The 17,157-nt window shown below is 63.6% G+C and carries 18 protein-coding genes; 11 read left to right on the top strand and 7 right to left on the bottom strand.

The window, feature by feature from the left end:
* Positions 1-8: 8 nt before the first annotated feature.
* On the bottom strand, positions 9-1,352 hold the full coding sequence (gene gdhA, locus AC1TQG_RS08055; RefSeq protein WP_482136408.1) for an NADP-specific glutamate dehydrogenase: 1,344 nt from the start codon (positions 1,350-1,352) through the stop codon (positions 9-11).
* A gap of 227 nt (positions 1,353-1,579) precedes the next feature.
* Complete coding sequence (locus AC1TQG_RS08050) at positions 1,580-2,227, bottom strand: LysM peptidoglycan-binding domain-containing protein (RefSeq protein ID WP_482136407.1); 648 nt, start codon at positions 2,225-2,227, stop codon at positions 1,580-1,582.
* 196 nt (positions 2,228-2,423) lie between these two features.
* On the opposite strand from AC1TQG_RS08050, the gene AC1TQG_RS08045 reads away from it, so the two are divergent.
* Entirely contained in the window at positions 2,424-3,272 is an 849-nt protein-coding gene (locus AC1TQG_RS08045; protein ID WP_482136406.1) for an SDR family oxidoreductase, read from the top strand.
* A gap of 21 nt (positions 3,273-3,293) precedes the next feature.
* On the opposite strand, the gene AC1TQG_RS08040 is transcribed toward AC1TQG_RS08045, so the two are convergent.
* Positions 3,294-3,938, bottom strand: a complete 645-nt coding sequence (locus AC1TQG_RS08040) for a DUF3558 domain-containing protein (protein WP_482136405.1) — start codon at positions 3,936-3,938, stop codon at positions 3,294-3,296.
* Positions 3,939-4,066: 128 nt separating this feature from the next.
* Between AC1TQG_RS08040 and AC1TQG_RS08035 the strand changes: the two genes are divergently transcribed.
* On the top strand, positions 4,067-4,795 hold the full coding sequence (locus AC1TQG_RS08035; protein WP_482136404.1) for a hypothetical protein: 729 nt from the start codon (positions 4,067-4,069) through the stop codon (positions 4,793-4,795).
* 7 nt (positions 4,796-4,802) lie between these two features.
* Here the strand turns inward: AC1TQG_RS08035 and AC1TQG_RS08030 are convergent, their stop codons facing one another.
* Entirely contained in the window at positions 4,803-6,011 is a 1,209-nt protein-coding gene (locus AC1TQG_RS08030) for an acetyl-CoA C-acetyltransferase (protein ID WP_482136403.1), read from the bottom strand.
* Positions 6,012-6,085: 74 nt separating this feature from the next.
* Between AC1TQG_RS08030 and AC1TQG_RS08025 the strand changes: the two genes are divergently transcribed.
* A complete protein-coding gene (locus AC1TQG_RS08025; RefSeq protein WP_482136402.1) occupies positions 6,086-7,324 on the top strand; it encodes a CoA transferase in 1,239 nt (412 codons plus the stop codon).
* Positions 7,325-8,515, top strand: coding sequence for an acyl-CoA dehydrogenase family protein (locus AC1TQG_RS08020; protein ID WP_482136401.1), 1,191 nt, complete (start codon positions 7,325-7,327; stop codon positions 8,513-8,515). It begins immediately after the preceding gene.
* 3 nt (positions 8,516-8,518) lie between these two features.
* On the opposite strand, the gene AC1TQG_RS08015 is transcribed toward AC1TQG_RS08020, so the two are convergent.
* Entirely contained in the window at positions 8,519-10,012 is a 1,494-nt protein-coding gene (locus AC1TQG_RS08015) for a phospholipase D-like domain-containing protein (RefSeq protein WP_482136400.1), read from the bottom strand.
* Between the two features lie 147 nt (positions 10,013-10,159).
* Between AC1TQG_RS08015 and AC1TQG_RS08010 the strand changes: the two genes are divergently transcribed.
* Entirely contained in the window at positions 10,160-10,384 is a 225-nt protein-coding gene (locus tag AC1TQG_RS08010) for a hypothetical protein (RefSeq protein ID WP_482136399.1), read from the top strand.
* A 61-nt stretch (positions 10,385-10,445) separates the two neighbouring features.
* Here the strand turns inward: AC1TQG_RS08010 and AC1TQG_RS08005 are convergent, their stop codons facing one another.
* The gene (locus AC1TQG_RS08005; RefSeq protein WP_482136398.1) at positions 10,446-11,447 is read right to left on the bottom strand and encodes an aldo/keto reductase; all 1,002 of its coding nucleotides are present in this window, start codon (positions 11,445-11,447) and stop codon (positions 10,446-10,448) included.
* Between the two features lie 113 nt (positions 11,448-11,560).
* Between AC1TQG_RS08005 and AC1TQG_RS08000 the strand changes: the two genes are divergently transcribed.
* Genes AC1TQG_RS08000 through AC1TQG_RS07975 form a run of 6 tightly spaced genes read left to right on the top strand, consistent with a single transcriptional unit; the run spans position 11,561 to position 15,533 of the window.
* Complete coding sequence (locus AC1TQG_RS08000; protein ID WP_482137286.1) at positions 11,561-12,406, top strand: helix-turn-helix transcriptional regulator; 846 nt, start codon at positions 11,561-11,563, stop codon at positions 12,404-12,406.
* Positions 12,407-12,464: 58 nt separating this feature from the next.
* Positions 12,465-13,052 carry a TIGR03086 family metal-binding protein gene (locus AC1TQG_RS07995; RefSeq protein ID WP_482136397.1) on the top strand — a complete coding sequence of 196 codons (588 nt, stop codon included), beginning with the start codon at positions 12,465-12,467 and terminating at the stop codon, positions 13,050-13,052.
* A gap of 48 nt (positions 13,053-13,100) precedes the next feature.
* On the top strand, positions 13,101-13,397 hold the full coding sequence (locus tag AC1TQG_RS07990; RefSeq protein ID WP_482136396.1) for a hypothetical protein: 297 nt from the start codon (positions 13,101-13,103) through the stop codon (positions 13,395-13,397).
* 31 nt (positions 13,398-13,428) lie between these two features.
* Positions 13,429-14,634, top strand: coding sequence for a sensor histidine kinase (locus tag AC1TQG_RS07985; protein ID WP_482136395.1), 1,206 nt, complete (start codon positions 13,429-13,431; stop codon positions 14,632-14,634).
* A gap of 58 nt (positions 14,635-14,692) precedes the next feature.
* Positions 14,693-15,136: a MerR family transcriptional regulator gene (locus AC1TQG_RS07980; protein ID WP_482136394.1), complete on the top strand. Its 444-nt coding sequence runs from the start codon at positions 14,693-14,695 to the stop codon at positions 15,134-15,136.
* Complete coding sequence (locus AC1TQG_RS07975) at positions 15,129-15,533, top strand: carboxymuconolactone decarboxylase family protein (protein ID WP_482136393.1); 405 nt, start codon at positions 15,129-15,131, stop codon at positions 15,531-15,533. The genes AC1TQG_RS07980 and AC1TQG_RS07975 overlap by 8 nt, the downstream gene beginning before the upstream one ends.
* Positions 15,534-15,550: 17 nt before the next feature.
* Here the strand turns inward: AC1TQG_RS07975 and AC1TQG_RS07970 are convergent, their stop codons facing one another.
* Positions 15,551-17,116 carry an AMP-binding protein gene (locus AC1TQG_RS07970; RefSeq protein ID WP_482136392.1) on the bottom strand — a complete coding sequence of 522 codons (1,566 nt, stop codon included), beginning with the start codon at positions 17,114-17,116 and terminating at the stop codon, positions 15,551-15,553.
* Positions 17,117-17,157: the final 41 nt, after the last annotated feature.

Here is a 17,157-nt window from a genome sequence, read left to right as displayed (position 1 = left end):
GTCGGATCTCAGATGAGGCCTTGCGCGATCATCGCGTCGGCAACATGGGTGAATCCGGCGATGTTGGCCCCGGTTGCGTAGTTGCCGGGGACACCGTAGTCGTCGGCGGTGTGCAGGCAGGTGTCGTGAATGTTGCGCATGATCTCGGCGAGACGCGCCTCGGTGTGCGCGAACGACCACGAGTCCCGTGACGCATTCTGTTGCATCTCGAGCGCACTGGTCGACACACCGCCGGCATTGGCGGCCTTGCCCGGGGCGAACCGTACGCCGGAGTCGGCAAACAGGCGGGTCGCCTCGGGTGTGGTTGGCATGTTTGCGCCCTCTGCGACGATGGTGCAACCGCCTGCGATGAGGGCCTTCGCATCGTCGGCCTGGAGCTCATTCTGGGTCGCGCAGGGCAGCGCAATGTCGACCGGAACATTCCAGATGGTGCCGTTGGTGCTGAATGTGCTTCCACCGCCGCGGATTTCGGCGTACTCGGCGATACGACCGCGCCGGGTCTGCTTGATGTCTTTGAGTAGGTCGAGGTCGATGCCCTTGTCGTCGACGACGTATCCGCTCGAATCCGAGCACGCGATGACGGTGCCGCCGAGCTGATGGATCTTTTCGATGGCGTAGATGGCAACGTTGCCCGACCCGGATACTGCAACACGCTTACCGTCGAACGACTCACCCGCCGCCTTCAGCATCTCGCCGACGAAGAACACCGTGCCATACCCGGTGGCCTCGGTTCGTACCTGCGAACCGCCCCACGACAAGCCCTTGCCGGTCAGCACACCGGATTCGTATCGGTTGGTGATGCGCTTGTACTGACCGAAGAGGTATCCGATCTCGCGGCCGCCCACGCCGATGTCACCGGCGGGGACGTCGGTGTGTTCGCCGATGTGCCGATAGAGCTCGGTCATGAACGACTGGCAGAACCGCATGACCTCGGCGTCCGAACGGCCCTTCGGATCGAAGTCGGAGCCGCCCTTACCGCCACCGATCGGTAGACCTGTGAGGGCGTTCTTGAAGATCTGTTCGAACCCGAGGAACTTGACGATGCCCAGGTAGACACTGGGATGAAACCGCAGACCACCCTTGTACGGTCCGAGTGCGGAGTTGAACTCGACCCGGAAGCCGCGGTTGATCTGGACCTGCCCGGCATCGTCGGTCCAGGGCACGCGAAAGATGATCTGGCGTTCAGGCTCGCAGAGCCGCTTGATGATGGCGGAGTCGGTGTACTGCGGGTGCCTGGCGACCACGGGGCCGAGACTGTCGAGCACCTCTTTGACGGCTTGGTGGAACTCGTCCTCGCCCGGGTTGCGGGCGATCACTTCGTCGTAGAGATCCTGCAGTTTCGTGTCGATCATCAGAAATCGTGCTCCTTCATGCGCGGAGCATCGCGAGACGGTTTCCCGCGGTGCGGCGGGCTGTAGTCGTGCGGTAGCGCCGGGAGACAGCCTATCGATCGACAGGTACGTGTTGTTTCGGGGTTACCGCCCGGATCCCGAGGTCAGGGTGCGACGAACCCTCCGACGCCGGGAAGTGAGGGCTGACCGGGGCGGTAAAGGTGGCCGGCCGGTCACGGTATTCGTGGCTATCGCGGGAAGTAGACGACCTGGTTGGCGAACAAGGAATCGGGTGCGGTGATGTGGTTCGCGGCGGCGACAACCCCGATCCAGGTATCCAGATTCGCGCTGCCGTATTCGGTCTCGCACAGCGTGTGAAGCGTGTCGCCGGCAACATGGGCGCGCCGATTCAGGCCGGGTCTGATCAGGACCTGCCCGAGAGCGAGTATCGCGTTGTGCGGCAGTTGATTTGCGTGTGCGAGCATGATCCGCAAGTGGTCGTCGCCGTACCAGCGGAAGGCAAGCTCGTGCAGATTGTCGCCGGTGACGACGGTGTGGTGGCCGGGATTGGCGAGGTCGGGAATGAGTAACCATGACCCCGGTTGAATCGGCCGTTGCGCGACCCCGTTGATCATCTCCCAGATCAATTGCGTCGCGGTGTCGGTGGTGCCGTAGTAATTCTGCGTGATCGCCTGCCGGGCCGCGGAGCTGTCGGGGGTCGAGAACCTGTGGCGAAACGTCACGTAGGGAACCTCTAGTTGTTGCCCGATGCTGATGACATTCGGGTCGGCCAGATGATTCTGGCGGGCGATCACCGGGTAGAGGGTCCCGTCGCCGTACTCGCGCTGCGTAATGGCGAAGAGGGTATCGCCGGGTTGGACGTTGTAGGTCTTCATCGTTTCCTCGCTCGTCGGCGTGTTGTGGGTCCGGATGGGCCTGGTGACAACTCTCGTCCCAGGGGCTCGGTGTGTCATGCGTACTCGACTTTCCGATTCGGTCGCGCCTGGTAGAGGGTTCCTCTCGCAAACGAGAATGACGTTCTGATAACCTGCAGCAAGTTGCGCATCACTACGTCGAAGGGCTTTGCGAACCATGTCGGACAATCAGCTGGAGTCGTTGGCTTCCAATGCCTTCGAGAACCGCACCGTGCTCATGTCCGGTGGCAGCCGCGGTATCGGTTTGTCGATCCTGCTCGCGCTGGCCGCGCGGGGCGCCAACATCGTGCTGCTGGCCAAGACCGATGTGCCACATCCCAAGCTGCCGGGCACGATTCATACCGCAGTCGACGAGATCACGGCCGCGGGCGGAAAAGCTGTCGGAGTGGTCGGTGATGTGCGCGTCGACGACGACGTGCAGCGCGCAGTCGCAACTGCCGTCGAGACCTTCGGTGGCATCGACATCCTCATCCACAACGCCAGCGTCATCAACGAGGCCGGGACCGCTGACCTGCCGCTCAAGCGCTACGACCTGATGCAGGGCGTCAATGTCCGCGGAATGTTCTCGCTGACGCAGGCGGCCCTGCCGCATCTGGCCAAGTCGCCGAATGCGCAGATTCTGTCCATCGCGCCCCCGCTCAACATGTCGCCGCACTGGCTGGGCAAGTTCCCCGCGTACACACTCTCGAAGTACGGCATGACAGTGTTGGCTCTCGGCTTCGCGGCCGAGTTCGCAGATCAGAAGATCGCCAGCAACTGCTTGTGGCCCGAGACGACCATCGCCACCGCCGCGGTGAAGAACCTTCAGGCCGATCCCGAGGCCGCGCTGCATGCGCGTGAGCCGGAGGTCATGGCCGATGCCGCCACGCTGATCTTGGCGCGGCCGTCCTCGGTCACCGGTGAAGTCCTGATCGATGCGGATGTCCTCAAGGGCGCGGGGGTCACCGACCTCTCGACGTACGGCGGCACCGAACCCCTCGATCTGGACTTCTACATCGACGCCTGAATGGCGGACGTCTGAGCCGGCTCAGCCAACAACAATCCGGGCGATCTCGATTGCCTGCTCCTGCAGGGTCTCCCGGAGTTCTTGCGGGCCTTCGATCTCGACAGCGATCAGGGCATCGTCCACACACACGGTGAGCTCACCTTCGGCATCGGTCGAGTTCCCGAAATCGCCGGGCTGCCACCACGCTTGATTGCCGAGGCCGGCGACGGGAGTCACCGGGTGGACGTGGTCGGACGGCTCGATACATTGCACTGCGTTGTCGCTGAACTGTTCTGCAAAGGACAGGTCCAGATCGACTTCGATCGTATTGGCATCGGTTTCTGATTCGACGGATTCGAAGCTGCACCCGACGGTTTGGTAGTTGATGTCGTCGATGGTGCTGTTGGCGCCGCTCGACGGTATCGGCGTGTCGAACTCGGTGCCGAAGATCTGCGTCAGATCGTCGGAGGTCAGACCCGCGCAGTCGGCGCGAAGGTTGCCCTCGCCGACGGGTGCCGCGGTCGCGTCGGCGGAATCCGGAATCGGCGACGCCGATTCGGTCGTCGCCGACTGGGTTGATGATGCGGTCGTACTTCGGTCAGCTGATTCATCGGAGTCGTCGGAACAACCGGCCAGCAGGGATACCGTGACCCCGGCCGCGAATATCGCTGCCAGACTTCGTCGCATGTTGCGCTCCTCACGTCCGGTTCCTTCATCGGCCTTATGCGTTGCGACACTAAGCGAGCGCGGGCGGCAGTGGGAACGTAAATCGCACGATGTCCGGCATACGCACGACGTGCGGGTAACTTTGCCCTATGTCGCTGCTCGATAGCCTGGTGTCCGCGGGAAAGCTGCCGCTGACGTTGGCGTTTGTCGGATTTCTGATGACGTTCATCATCACCCGAATCATCACGAGGATGATCCGCGCGGGCCGGGGACCGTTCCGCGACAACGTGTCCGGTGGCGTTCACATCCATCACGCAGTGCCCGGCATCGTCCTGACCATCGCCGGCGCGTTCACGTCGGTTGGCGTCGACGGAGCGTCGCCGGGAGCAGAGATCAGCGCGGTGATGATCGGGGTCGGAGCCTCTCTGGTACTCGACGAGTTCGCGATGATCCTTCGCCTGCAAGACGTCTATTGGTCCAAGCAGGGCCAGCTTTCGGTTCAGGTGGTGACGATGACCTGCGCGGTCCTCGGCCTGTTTCTGCTCGGGCTCAATCCGCTCACCGAAGACAGTGGTTTCGGGGCAGGCCATGTGGTCCTGCTGGTGATGGCAGCGGTCCACATTGTCGCGCTGCTGATGTGTGTCGAAAAGGGCAAGTACTCCACCGCAGCCGTCGGGGCTTTCATTCCGCCGCTCGCCTGGTTTGCGGCGCTGCGTATCGGGCGCCCGGAATCACGCTGGGCGCGTAAGCACTATGGACCGGAGAAAATCGAACGCGCTCGGCAGCGGGCCGAGAGGTTCGATCGTCGTTTCGGTCATTGGGGTTTGGGTCTGGAAGATCTGGTCGCAGGCAAGCCCACCGAGACGTCGAGCCAATAGGTCTCGGTCAGACCCTTTCGAAGATCGCTGCCAGACCCTGGCCACCGCCGATGCACATGGTCTCCAGGCCGTACCGGGCGTCGCGACGCTGCATCTCGCGGGCCAGTGTTGCCAGCATCCGGCCGCCGGTTGCGCCGACGGGATGGCCGAGCGAGATACCCGAACCGTGCACATTGGTGCGTTGGTGATCGTCTGCGCTGAACTTCCATTCCCGCATCACAGCGAGAGCCTGTGCGGCGAATGCCTCGTTCAGTTCGATGAGGTCGATGTCGGACAGCGTGAGTCCCGCTTTGGCGAGCGCTTTCTCGGTTGCCGGGACCGGCCCGATGCCCATCAGCTTCGGTTCTACGCCGGCCACGCCCCACGACACCAGCTTGACCAAGGGGGTCAGACCCAGTTCTGCGGCCTTCTCGGCGGTGGTCACGATGCTCAGTGATGCGGCGTCGTTCTGACCGCTGGCATTACCCGCGGTGACGGTGGCATCGGGATCCTGTTTGCCCATGATGGGGCGCAGTTTGGACAGCGACTCAACAGTGGTGTCGGCGCGCGGATGCTCGTCGGTGTCGATCAGCTGGTCGCCGGATCGGGACGGCACCGACACCGGCACGATCTCTTCGGCCAAGATGCCTGCCTGCTGTGCGGCGACGGCTCGGGTGTGGGAAGCGACCGCGAGTTCGTCCTGTTCGAGTCGGCTGATGCCATATTCGCGCCGCAGGTTCTCGGCGGTCTCGATCATGCCGCCTGGCACCGGGTAGAAGCGGCCACCGGCGGTCGACCGGGCCCGGACCAGGCTGTCGTGCATCGAAATGCCGGACCGTGCGCCGCCCCAACGCATGTCGACGGAGTAGAACGAGGCGTTGCTCATCGATTCGGTGCCGCCGGCCACGACGAGTTCGTTGTCGCCGTTTCCGACCTGGAACGCGGCCTGGATGACCGCCTGCAGGCCCGATCCGCAACGGCGGTCGATGTGCATGCCGGGAACGGTCACCGGTAGGCCCGCATCCAGGGCCACCACCCGACCGATCGCCGGCGCCTCACTGTTGCCGTTGCAGTGACCGAGAATGACGTCATTGATCTCGCCCGGTGCGATTCCGGTCCGCTCCAGCAGACCCTTCATCGCGGCGACACCGAGATCGACAGCGGTGAGCGACTTGAACATTCCGCCGTAACGGCCGATCGGGGTGCGAATCGGCTCGCAGACAACAACCTCGCGCATGTGCCTTCCCTTCCCCTTTTCAGACCCATAATGCAAGGTGGACCCATGACCTTCTGCACTGTGCCTACCGCCCGATGAGCCCGGAGAGCAAACCCCAGGCGTTACCGTTGGCGGGTTTACGAATCATAGAGGTATCCAGCTTCGTCGCAGCACCTCTTGCCGGAATGACCTTGGGATCGCTTGGCGCCGAGGTGATCCGCGTCGACCCGATCGGCGGTGCCGCGGACTATCGGCGCTGGCCCGTCACCGAGGACGGCGAGTCGATCTACTGGGCGAACCTGAATCAGGGAAAACGGTCGCTGGCCGCGAACTTTCGTGATCCCGAGGCGACCGCACTGATCCGAGATCTCATTCTCGAAGCGGGAATTGTGGTCACCAACGCGGCGGGCCGGGACTGGCTCGACTACGACGAGTTGGCGCAGGCCCGGCCCGACCTGATCCACGTACAGGTGCTCGGTCGCGCGGACGGGCGCGGGGCAGTCGACTACACGGTCAACGCGGCGATGGGCTTTCCGCTCGTCACCGGCCCGACTGCCCTCGGCACACCGGTCAACCATGTGCTGCCGGCATGGGATGTGGCCTGCGGTTTGTATGCGGCCCTGTCGGTGACAGCTGCGGTGCATCGCCGTGCGAGCACCGGGGAAGGGGCACAAATTGTGTTGCCCCTCGAGGACGTTGCGCTGGCGACGATCGGACACCTCGGCTACCTGGCCGAGGTGCAACTCGGTGGACCGGACCGGCCCCGGGTCGGCAATTCTGTGTACGGCACCTACGGCAGTGATTTCCGCACCGCCGACGGCGAAACGATCATGGTTGTCGCGGTCACCCCGCGACACTTCCGCGACCTCGCCGAGGTCACCGGCACCGCCGACGCCGTAGCCGCATTGGAAACGGCACTGGGCGTGGACTTTCGCAAAGACAGTGATCGATTCCGCCACCGCGACGTCTTGAGTGGTCTGTTCTCGATCTGGTTCCTGGATCGGACCATCGATCAGGTGGAGAAGGAGCTGAGCACAACCGCTGTGCTCTACGAGCGCTACCTGACCTTCGCGCAGATCGCGGCCGATCCCCGCGTCACCGACAATCCGATGTTCCAGCAGGTCGATCAGCCGCGCATCGGCTCTTATCTCGCGCCGACCACCCCGATGTCGATCGACGGACAGTACCCGGCGGCCCGGCCTGCGCCTGCCAACGGCGATGACACGGCTTCCGTGCTCATCGAGTGCCTGGGTCTGAGCGAGAACACAATTGCCGACCTCGAGGCGCGCGGGGCCATCCGGGTGTCGACCCCCATCGCCACGAAGGAAACGTAGATGACGCGCCTGGCGCAGACCCACGACCTCACCGAGGTGCAGGCCGACATCTTGTCCACCGTCCGCGATTTCGTGGAGCGCGACATCATCCCCAATGCGCAGGCGCTCGAACAGTCCGACACCTATCCGCAGGCGATTGTCGACACGATGCGCGAGATGGGTCTCTTCGGGCTCATGATCCCGGAAGAGTATGGCGGACTGGGGGAGTCGCTGCTGACCTATGCGTTGTGCGTCGAGGAGTTGGCGCGCGGCTGGATGAGTGTGTCCGGTGTGATCAACACACACTTCATCGTGGCCTACATGATCCGCCAACACGGGACGCCAGAGCAGAAGGCGCATTTCCTTCCTCGGATGGCGACAGGTGAAGTGCGCGGAGCCTTTTCGATGTCCGAACCCGAACTTGGGTCAGATGTCGCCGCGATCCGTACGCGGGCCCAGCGCTCCGGGGACGGCTACGTCATCAACGGCCAGAAGATGTGGCTCACCAATGGTGGCAGTTCCACCCTGGTTGCCGCCCTGGTCCGCACCGACGAGGGCGCGGCCAAACCGCACGACAACCTCACCACTTTCCTCATCGAGAAACCCGCCGGATTCGGTGAGGTGGCACCAGGTCTCACGATCCCCGGCAAGATCGACAAGATGGGGTACAAGGGGATAGACACCACGGAGTTGTTGTTCGACAACTATCGGATCTCCTCCGACATGGTCCTCGGGGACAAGCCGGGCGGGGGCTTTTATCAGATGATGGACGGTGTCGAGGTCGGTCGCGTCAATGTCTCGGCCCGCGCCTGCGGCGTGGCGATCAGGGCGTTCGAGCTTGCTGCGAAGTATGCCCAGCAGCGCAGCACCTTCGGCAAGCCCATCGTCCAGCACCAGGCGATCTCGTTCTCTCTGGCGGAGATGGCGACCAAAGTCGAAGCGGCACATCTGATGATGGTCAACGCGGCCCGGCTGAAAGACTCCGGTGAACGTAACGACGTGGCCGCGGGGATGGCGAAATACCTGACGAGCGAGTACTGCTCCGAGGTGACGCAGGCCAGCTTCCGTATCCATGGCGGCTACGGATACTCGAAAGAGTACGAGATCGAACGCCTCATGAGAGAGGCTCCGTTCCTGCTGATCGGCGAAGGCACCAGCGAGATCCAGAAGACGATCATCAGCAAGGGCGTGATGCGCAGCTACTCGTTATAGGGGTCAGTGCGCGTCAGCGAGCTCTCGGTGTGCTGCCGCCCGGAGCCGTCGTCGGCCCACAACCAGCCGATACGTCTTCTCCAACAACGATGATCGGGTCTGCTCGGGGTCCATCAGTTCGTTCTCGGCGAAGGGGCTGTCCTCGCCGTCGACGATGTCGTGATCGAACTCGACAAGGGTCCTGCCGTCACCGCGCATTGCGTCGATGGCGGCGACGAGTCCGAAGTGGTTGTTGATGGCAGCTTGAAGTGCGTCGACGTCGACGTCGAGATGTTCACTCAGCAGCCGATTCCGGACTCCGCGGATCGCAATGCGGTTCTCATTCGATTCGGGAAGGTCGGGATCGATCTCGACGGCGAGGTCACATTCACTGTCGAAGCCCATCGACCGATTGTTGAGATTGGATGACCCCACGCGCAGCAGACGGTCATCCATCACCAGGACCTTGGCGTGCACGTAGATCGGCTCCCCGTCCGCGGTGACCGGATGGTATGCGCGGAAACGCTTTTCGGTGTCGGCCTGCCACAGGAACTGGAGGAGGCGGTGGCGGGCACCGTCCATCGCCTGCTGTTCGAGCCAGCTGTCGGCATGTCGGGGCAGGACTATCACGATCTCGGGTCCTCCGCTTTCGCGCAGGCGCTTCTCCAGGGCCTCGGCGATGGTCCGCGACGCGAGGTACTGACTCTCGATGTAGAGGTAGTCCCGGGCGGCGGCTATGGCTGCGAGATAGAGAGATTCGATCTCGCGCACCTCGTCCCGGCCCGGGATCTCCGGCAGTGTCCGCGCCACGGCCACGTCGACCGATTCCATGGTCGGGACCAGTGTGTCGGGCCAATAGGTGTCCCCGACGTCGGTCACCTGCTCGAGGGTGCGCCCGGTTGCTGCCAGCCATCGGGCCCGTGCCATCTCGCCGACCACCCGGGCCGCATCTCCGTCAACGGCGGTGGTCGCGTCGTGCCAGGGCCCATAGGTCTTGCCGTTGGGCTTGGTGCGGCGATCGTTCTGATCGAGGTGGTCGGAGGTGTCCCACCGGTCGACGGTCATGTCGATGCCGCCACAGAACGCGATCTGATCGTCGATCACCAGGATCTTTTGATGATGTGCCGCGCCAACCGGGTGCACCAGATCGTTCTCGAACTGCAGAGCGGGGTCGGTGAGCCAGTTCTGAATGAAAACCGGCGCCATCCCCCTGTTGATCGCACCCAACCCCAAGCTCCACTTGAGGAGGTTGATATTGAGCCCGGGTCGGTTCTGCGGCAACCACTTCAGAAAATCGCCGAGAGTATTGGGTCCATCGAGGGTCTGGCCTTCGGGCTCGAACTGGATCCGGGTGTCAAAATCCCACCCGATCAGAATGATTCGGCTGCGTGCCTGCAACATCGCGGCCTTTGCATGCCTGAAGTAGTCGGCCGCGTCGATGATCACAGCGAGTCGATCAGCCTCGGCGATCTTCCAGCAGGTCTCATCGGGCACAAGCACAGGCTTGTCACTGCTCACGGGGGACCCTCGGCTTCTTCGACGGATTAGCGTTCTAGAAAGTAGCACGTTGAACAGTGTGCGCTGAATGTTCGAACAAACATTCGACATGCGGCGGCATCGCGGATAGACTCACTGGCAAGATTTCGGTCAGATGTGCTGGGGGGCATGATGACTGACGGTTCTTCTGATGAGATTCCGGTTGATTCCTCTTCGATTCCGGTGTTGGTGCACAAGTACCTCGAGTTGGAGTTGATACTTGCCGATATCAACGATTGCTCATCGGCGGATGTGTCCGATGCGGTGTTGGCCGAAAAGTTGGCGGAACTGACCGGCGACGAATCTGATATCCCACATGATCCTGGCACCGACGATCCCCATTCCATCGAATAGTAGTGCAGGTGAATGTGTTTGGAGATCAGTGGTCGCGTATGGGCGCCGATGAGGCCGGCGCTCAGCGCTCGCTGTCGAGCATCGCCATATGGGCTTCGTCGTAGCGCCCGCCGGCAGCGGCGTCAGCCGGGACGGCGGCCTCGATGTTGTCGAGTTCCGCCTTGGTGAGGTGGAAATCAAGGGCGGCAAGGGAATCGTGCAACCGTGTCACCTTCTGGGTGCCGATGATCGGGACGATGTCATCACCCTGGGCGAGTACCCAGGCGATCGCGAGCTGTGCGACGCTGACGCCGCGTTGGTCGGCGATCGTCGCGAGTGCATCGACGAGTTCGAGGTTCTTGGTCAGGTTGTCGCCCTGAAAACGTGGGGTGTGCGCTCGATAGTCGTTGGGGGCGAATGTGGCTCCGGCCCCGACCGAGTTGCTCAGCAGGCCGCGCGACAACACGCCGTAGGCGGTGATCCCGATACCGAGTTCACGGGTGGTCGACAGTATTTCGGATTCGATGCCGCGGGACATCAGCGAGTACTCGATCTGCAGGTCGACAATGGGATGCACTGCTGCAGCGCGTCGAATCGTGTCGCTGCCCATCTCGGACAGGCCGATGTGGCGGATATAGCCGGCGTCGACCATCTCGGCGATGGCGCCGATTGTCTCTTCGATCGGGACTGCCGGGTCGAGGCGGGCCGGGCGGTAGATGTCGATGTGATCGACCCCGAGTCGGGTCAGCGAATACGTGAGGAAGTTCTTCATCGCAGCCGGTCGGGTATCGAACCCGATGAATTCGCCGTCAGGAGAACGGAGTCCGCCGAACTTCACACTGAGCTGCACGTCGTCGCGATCACGTTCGCGCAGCGCTCGGCCGATCAACATCTCGTTGTGGCCATTTCCGTAGAAGTCACCGGTGTCGATGAGGTTCACGCCTGCATCGATCGCGGCGTGAATGGTGGCGCTGGACGACGCGTCGTCGCTGGGGCCGTACATACTGGACATACCCATCGCACCGAGGCCGATGCGGGAGACCGATGGTCCTGTTTTGCCGAGGGTTACCTGTTGAATGTTCATGCACCCAGCCTGGACAGTTTGCGCGGCCGGTGGCAGAGACCGGTTATCGGGGGACCGCCGGTCCCTGGCTCGCGAGGCCGCGAACGGGCAGAGTTGTCCTAGTGAGCACACGTATGGACCGCGACGAGCTGGCCGACTTCCTGCGCCGCCGCCGCGCGGCGCTCGTCCCCCGTGACGTGGGACTGCCCGAAGGCGTTCGCCGTCGCACACCGGGACTTCGTCGTGACGAGGTGGCCGTCCTGGCCGGCATGTCGACCGACTACTACACCCGGTTGGAGCAGGCCCGAGGCCCGCACCCGTCGACGCAGATCGTCGCGTCGATGGCGCGCGCTCTGCGGCTCACCGACGACGAACGCGATCACCTCTATCTGCTGTGCGGACATGCGCCACCGCCGCGCGTCGGTGGCGATTCCCATGTCGGTCCCGGTCTGTTGTACCTACTCGACAAGCTCGACGACATCCCGGCCTGCGTGATCTCAGAACTCGGCGAGACGCTGGCACAGAACCGGATGAACGTGCTGCTTGGCGGTGATCGATCGGCAGTGACCGGACTGGACCGCTTCTTCACCTGGCGTTGGTTCACAGATCCTCAGGCCCGCAGGCTTTTCAACCCGGAGGACTGGGAGATGATGGGTCGCAAGCACGTCAGTGACCTGCGCGCCGTCGCCGCCAAGCGAGGCGACGACGCGGTGGTGGCGGGACTGGTGGGAGCTCTGCAGGCCGCTAGTGAAGAGTTCGTCGAATTTTGGTCAGAACATCGGGTGGAAATCCGGACCAGTGCCGTGAAACGGTTCATCCACCCCGAGATCGGTGAGATCGCCGTGCAATGCGAAACGCTGGTCACCCAGAACGCGGACCAACATCTGCTTGTCTATTTCCCGCAGCCGGGCACGCCTGCCCGTGAACGTCTCGAACTGTTGTCGGTGATCGGCACCCAGGCCATGACCGGAGGCCGCTGACGCCGGTTGTCGCATTTCTTCAAGACACAGCCGGTGATCGTGGAGAAGACTCGATGGCATGACCACCTCAACTGTTGACCTACTCCGGCCGGTCCTGGCCGACCTCGCGGTCGTCGTCGCGAACACCGACGGCCACGACACCGCGCCCACGCCGTGTACCGAACTCGATGTCGCACAGTTGCGCAACCACGTTGCGGGCTGGCTGACCACGTTCGCATCCGGATTCGCCGATGCCGATGGCCGGGCACAAGCTGGCGGGGCCCAGGTACCGCAGGTGGCGGGGCCTGCCGCCGAGGTGATCGGTTCGGCGGCAGCGCAACTCGACGCAGCCGTGCGAGCAGGCGCCGACCAACGCCCGCTCTACCTCGGCGAGCACCCGATGCCTGGGGACATGGCGATGTCGATGATCCTGTGGGAGTACGTGGTTCATGGCTGGGACCTCGCGGTGGCAACGGGCCAGGTATGGGACCCCGCACCCGAGGCTGCGGCAGTGTCGGCGGCGTTTGCGCCCAACATGCTCACCCCGGACTATCAGGGTCCCGGTAAGACTTTCGGCCCGCGGGTCCCGACGGCCGAAGGTGCTTCGGACCTCGAGCGACTACTGGGACTCTCCGGCCGCGACCCCTCCTGGCAGCCACCGCGCTAAGCGTGTGGACACCCGGGCTGCTGACCGGGCGGCGGTAGAGTCGTTGGGGTGAGTACCCCATTGACTGCCCCTGTTGTTGCCGCCGGACTCGTCGGCGGATACGCCACCGCTCGATACAGCGGGCGTCGTGAACTCGGCGGCGTCGTGCTTGCCGCGGCAGGTGGCTGGTGCGCCACCCGGTGGTACCAGGAGAAAGGCCCGGTCGTGGCCGGATCGCTGCTGGCCGGCTACCTGGTCGCCTTTGGTGCGTCGCATCCGCTGGCCAAGAAGATCGGTGCCTGGCCGTCGGTGTTCGCCGTGACCACAGCGGCCGCAGGCGCGGCCTACGCTGTCGCCGATCGCTGAGCAGACCCACCGACAACGTGATGAGCCGCTGATGTCGGGCATCACGATCACCGTTGTTGTCATCGCGGTACTGGTGGTGGCGATTGCCGTTGTGGCGCTGCGGGTTCGGACACGCCCGACCCTGACGACACCCGCCGAGCGGGCGGTACACGCGACCCTGCACACCGCGTCACTGGCAGCCAGGCCCTTGCGGCGTGGTTTGAATGCCGACTCGGCCGCGCAGGCCGCACCGCATCTGCAGAGTCTGACCGCTGCCGACGCACTGGGCATCGCCGACGCCGACGGTGTGGTCCTGGCCTGGACCGGATCTCACGAGCGGCTCGCAACCGAGTTCGCGAACGCCTCGGTTCGAGCCGCCGCCGAAGGGCGCCGGATCCTCATCAAGGCCTCCGAACTCGATGAACCCGGTGTCCGGGCGCTGATCGTGCAACCGATGCCTGCCGACGGCGCCGGATCGGTGGGCGTGATCGGTGTGGTCACCCGAAACCAGCCGGGACCGGGCATGCTGTCGGCGATCACCGAGGTGGCCCACTACGCGGGCAACCAGATCGAGTTGGCTGACCTCGATGCCTCTCGTGCCCGCCTGGACCGGGCCGAGGTCCGCGCACTGCGGGCTCAGATCAGTCCGCATTTCATCTACAACGCGTTGGGCACCGTGGCGTCGTTTGTGCGGACCGACCCCGATCAGGCCCGCGAGCTCATCCTGGAGTTCGCCGACTTCACCCGGTACTCGTTTCGCGCGGCAGGCGAGTACACGTTGCTCGCCGACGAACTACGCAACATCGACCGCTATCTGACGCTGGAACGGGCCAGGTTCGGGGGGTCACTGTCGGTCAAACTGCAGGTCTCTCCCGAGGTCCTCAACGTGGTATTGCCTTTCTTGGCGTTGCAACCGCTGGTGGAAAACGCGGTACGGCACGGTATTTCGAGTAAGCCAGAGGGTGGGACGGTCACCATCATCGCGGCCGACGAGGGTACGGATTGCGTGATCAGCGTCGAGGACGACGGCATCGGGATGGATCCGGAAATCCTGCGGTCCGGTGATCTCGACGCGATCGTCACCGGAACCGGCGGGCCCAGCGCCACGGAGAGCGCCCACGTGGGTCTGGCCAACGTCGACGACCGGTTGCGCGCGGCGTTCGGTAACGACTACGGACTGGTGGTCGAAACGGCGCCCGGCGCCGGAACCAAGGTGAGCATGCGGGTACCGAAGTTCCGGCCGGGTATCTCGGTCTGAATCGCGCCGCCACCTTGGGGTTGACTTCGAGTGCGCTCTAACTCTTACGCTGCATTCTATGAAGAAAGACGATGCGCCGACTGAAGTCGATCCCCATGGTCTGACGGTCGCGCAGATGGCGCTGGTGACCGGCGTATCGGCGCATACCCTTCGTTATTACGAACGTGCCGGGCTGATCGAATCCGTCAGCCGAAATCCTGGGAATCAGCGCCGGTATTCGGAGGCGGATGTGGAGTGGGTGAAGTTCCTGCTCCGACTCCGCGAAACCGGGATGACGATCTCGCGGATGCGTCTGTACGCCGAACTCCGTGCGCAAGGCGATGGGACTGTCGCCGCCCGGCTCGAGCTACTCGAAGTCCACCAAGCGGGGCTGCGAGAACAGATTGCGACCCTGCGGCAGCACGAGAAGGCACTCGAATCAAAAATCGCGATCTACCGCAACGACCTGGCCGCCGCGTCCGGCGACCGCAACGACAATGATGCAGGAGACACCCATGAATGACGCCACCACGCGCGAACAACGGTACGACCATGGACGATCGGTGCTCGACGCGATCGACGGAGAAGCCGGCGTGAACGTGATCGATTCGCTGAAAGATGTTGCGCCAGAACTCGCACACCAGGTCGTGGCATGGGGGTTCGGCGACATCTACTCGCGACCCGGTCTCGAACCGCGCGACCGCCAGCTCGTCACCCTCGGGATGCTCACAGCGCTCGGCGGATGCGAGCCGCAACTCGACGTCCACATCAATGCATCACTCAACGTCGGTCTGTCGCCGCACCAGATCATCGAGGCGCTGCTGCATTCGGCTGTCTACTGCGGATTTCCGCGCGCGCTGAACGCCACCCTCACCGCGAAGAAGGTCTTTGCCGAACGTGGGCTACTGCCGATCTCCTGATCGTGTCGGATCCGATGTCAGCTTTGGACACTGGATGTTTCCCTCGTTTGGTTGCGCTCGGCCACGATCTTCCTGATCGCAGCCTTCTGGACCTTGCCGCTGGGTGTGCGGGGGAATTCGTCGAGTTGGTGAAGCTCCTCGGGCCACTTCTGTTTTGCCAGACCGGATGTGGTGAAATGCGCCCGTAGCTCGTCCAGCGTGGGCATCGCTGCGCCCGGCTTGAGTCGCAGTACCGCGGCGGTGTGTTCACCGAGTCGGGCGTCGGGCGCGGAGACCGCCGCTGCTTCGGCGACACCGGGTAATCCGAGAAGCTCCTCTTCGACCTCTTGCGCGCTGATGTTCTCGCCACCGCGGATGATGACGTCGTTCTTACGGTCGGTGATCGTCAGACTGCCGTTCTCGTCGAGGATCCCGATATCGCCGGTGTGATACCAGCCGTCGGAGTCAAAAGCGTTGGCCGTCAACACGTCGTCGGTGTAACCGATGCAGAGATCGGGGCCGCGGGAGAGGATCTCGCCGTCGGGTGCGATCTTCAGCTCCACGCCTTCGAGCGCGCTGCCGTCGGTCTCCGTACGTTTGGCGACCGAGTCGGTCGTCTTCGACCCGGTGATGGAGGGGTGTTCGGTGCTGCCATAGGAGCGGTAGGCGGTGACGCCGAGTTCGGTCAGTCGGCGGGTGAAGGTCAACGGGACGGTGGCGCCACCCAGGCCGGCGTAGGGCATGAACTCCAGATGCGCGGGGGTGAAGTCGGGATGATCGAGCACACTGGTCACGAAATATGGTGCACCACCACCGACTTTCAGCTTCCGCTCGGTCATCAGCCGGAGCACCACGGCCGGATCCCAGACGTCGATCAGGTGAATCGGATATCCCTCCAGAATCGGGATCAGAAACGCACTGACCATTCCGATGAAGTGACCGATGGGTGCGCCGGTGATCTGCGGTTGCCCGTCGCGTGGCCAGCGAGCGGCCAGCTGCCGGGTTTCACAGACCAGGGTCTGGTGACTGTGGATCACACCCTTGGCCTTACTGGTGGTTCCGGACGTGAACGCGATCAGCGCAGGCGCGGCCGGGTCGGCCTTGACGATCCCGGCCATCGGCTCATCCGCGAGGAGTTCGTCGAAGTCCGCTCCGACAACACCGACGACCGGGACATCACGATAGAGGTCCGGCTCGTAGGTCATCTTCCCGAAGCCCTCGGCGGTGATCACCACCTTGGGCTTGGTGGTGGCGATGATGTGCGCCATCTCCTTGGGGCCGTAGAAATGGACCACGGGCACGATGACCGCTCCGAGGAACGACGTCGCCCAGAAGGTGGCGCCGGCCTCCATCCAGTTCGGCAGCTGCGCGACGACCACGTCGCCCTCGCCGACGCCGCGATCACGGAGTCCGGCGGCCAGCCGGCGGGCGATCAGCTCGACATCGGCAAAGGTCCCCACGTACGGGTGGGTCGCGGAGTGCACTTCGAATGCGAGGTGGCCGCGGTCGGCCAATCCGCGACCGACCAGCTCGCCGATGGTTTCGTCGGTCCACCAACCGTCGTCTCGGTACCGTTTTGCCAGCTCGTCGGGGATATGTCTCATCGAGTGCTACTTCCTGACGTGTCGATACTCAAGTGCGACCC

It is taken from the genome of Williamsia sp. Y844, from assembly GCF_056786475.1.
This window is presented reverse-complemented; position numbering and strand designations above follow the sequence as displayed.

Excerpts from the sequence above, each read along its gene's own strand:
- AC1TQG_RS08010 (WP_482136399.1), top strand. The coding sequence starts at position 10,160 with ATGATGACTGACGGTTCTTCTGATGAGATTCCGGTTGATTCCTCTTCG.
- AC1TQG_RS08030 (WP_482136403.1), bottom strand. The coding sequence starts at position 6,011 with ATGCGCGAGGTTGTTGTCTGCGAGCCGATTCGCACCCCGATCGGCCGT.
- AC1TQG_RS08050 (WP_482136407.1), bottom strand. The coding sequence starts at position 2,227 with ATGAAGACCTACAACGTCCAACCCGGCGATACCCTCTTCGCCATTACG.
- AC1TQG_RS08020 (WP_482136401.1), top strand. The coding sequence starts at position 7,325 with ATGACGCGCCTGGCGCAGACCCACGACCTCACCGAGGTGCAGGCCGAC.
- AC1TQG_RS07970 (WP_482136392.1), bottom strand. The coding sequence starts at position 17,116 with ATGAGACATATCCCCGACGAGCTGGCAAAACGGTACCGAGACGACGGT.
- AC1TQG_RS08005 (WP_482136398.1), bottom strand. The coding sequence starts at position 11,447 with ATGAACATTCAACAGGTAACCCTCGGCAAAACAGGACCATCGGTCTCC.
- AC1TQG_RS08000 (WP_482137286.1), top strand. The coding sequence starts at position 11,561 with ATGGACCGCGACGAGCTGGCCGACTTCCTGCGCCGCCGCCGCGCGGCG.
- AC1TQG_RS07975 (WP_482136393.1), top strand. The coding sequence starts at position 15,129 with ATGAATGACGCCACCACGCGCGAACAACGGTACGACCATGGACGATCG.
- gdhA (WP_482136408.1), bottom strand. The coding sequence starts at position 1,352 with ATGATCGACACGAAACTGCAGGATCTCTACGACGAAGTGATCGCCCGC.
- AC1TQG_RS07995 (WP_482136397.1), top strand. The coding sequence starts at position 12,465 with ATGACCACCTCAACTGTTGACCTACTCCGGCCGGTCCTGGCCGACCTC.
- AC1TQG_RS08035 (WP_482136404.1), top strand. The coding sequence starts at position 4,067 with ATGTCGCTGCTCGATAGCCTGGTGTCCGCGGGAAAGCTGCCGCTGACG.
- AC1TQG_RS08045 (WP_482136406.1), top strand. The coding sequence starts at position 2,424 with ATGTCGGACAATCAGCTGGAGTCGTTGGCTTCCAATGCCTTCGAGAAC.
- AC1TQG_RS07985 (WP_482136395.1), top strand. The coding sequence starts at position 13,429 with ATGTCGGGCATCACGATCACCGTTGTTGTCATCGCGGTACTGGTGGTG.
- AC1TQG_RS07980 (WP_482136394.1), top strand. The coding sequence starts at position 14,693 with ATGAAGAAAGACGATGCGCCGACTGAAGTCGATCCCCATGGTCTGACG.
- AC1TQG_RS08025 (WP_482136402.1), top strand. The coding sequence starts at position 6,086 with ATGAGCCCGGAGAGCAAACCCCAGGCGTTACCGTTGGCGGGTTTACGA.
- AC1TQG_RS08040 (WP_482136405.1), bottom strand. The coding sequence starts at position 3,938 with ATGCGACGAAGTCTGGCAGCGATATTCGCGGCCGGGGTCACGGTATCC.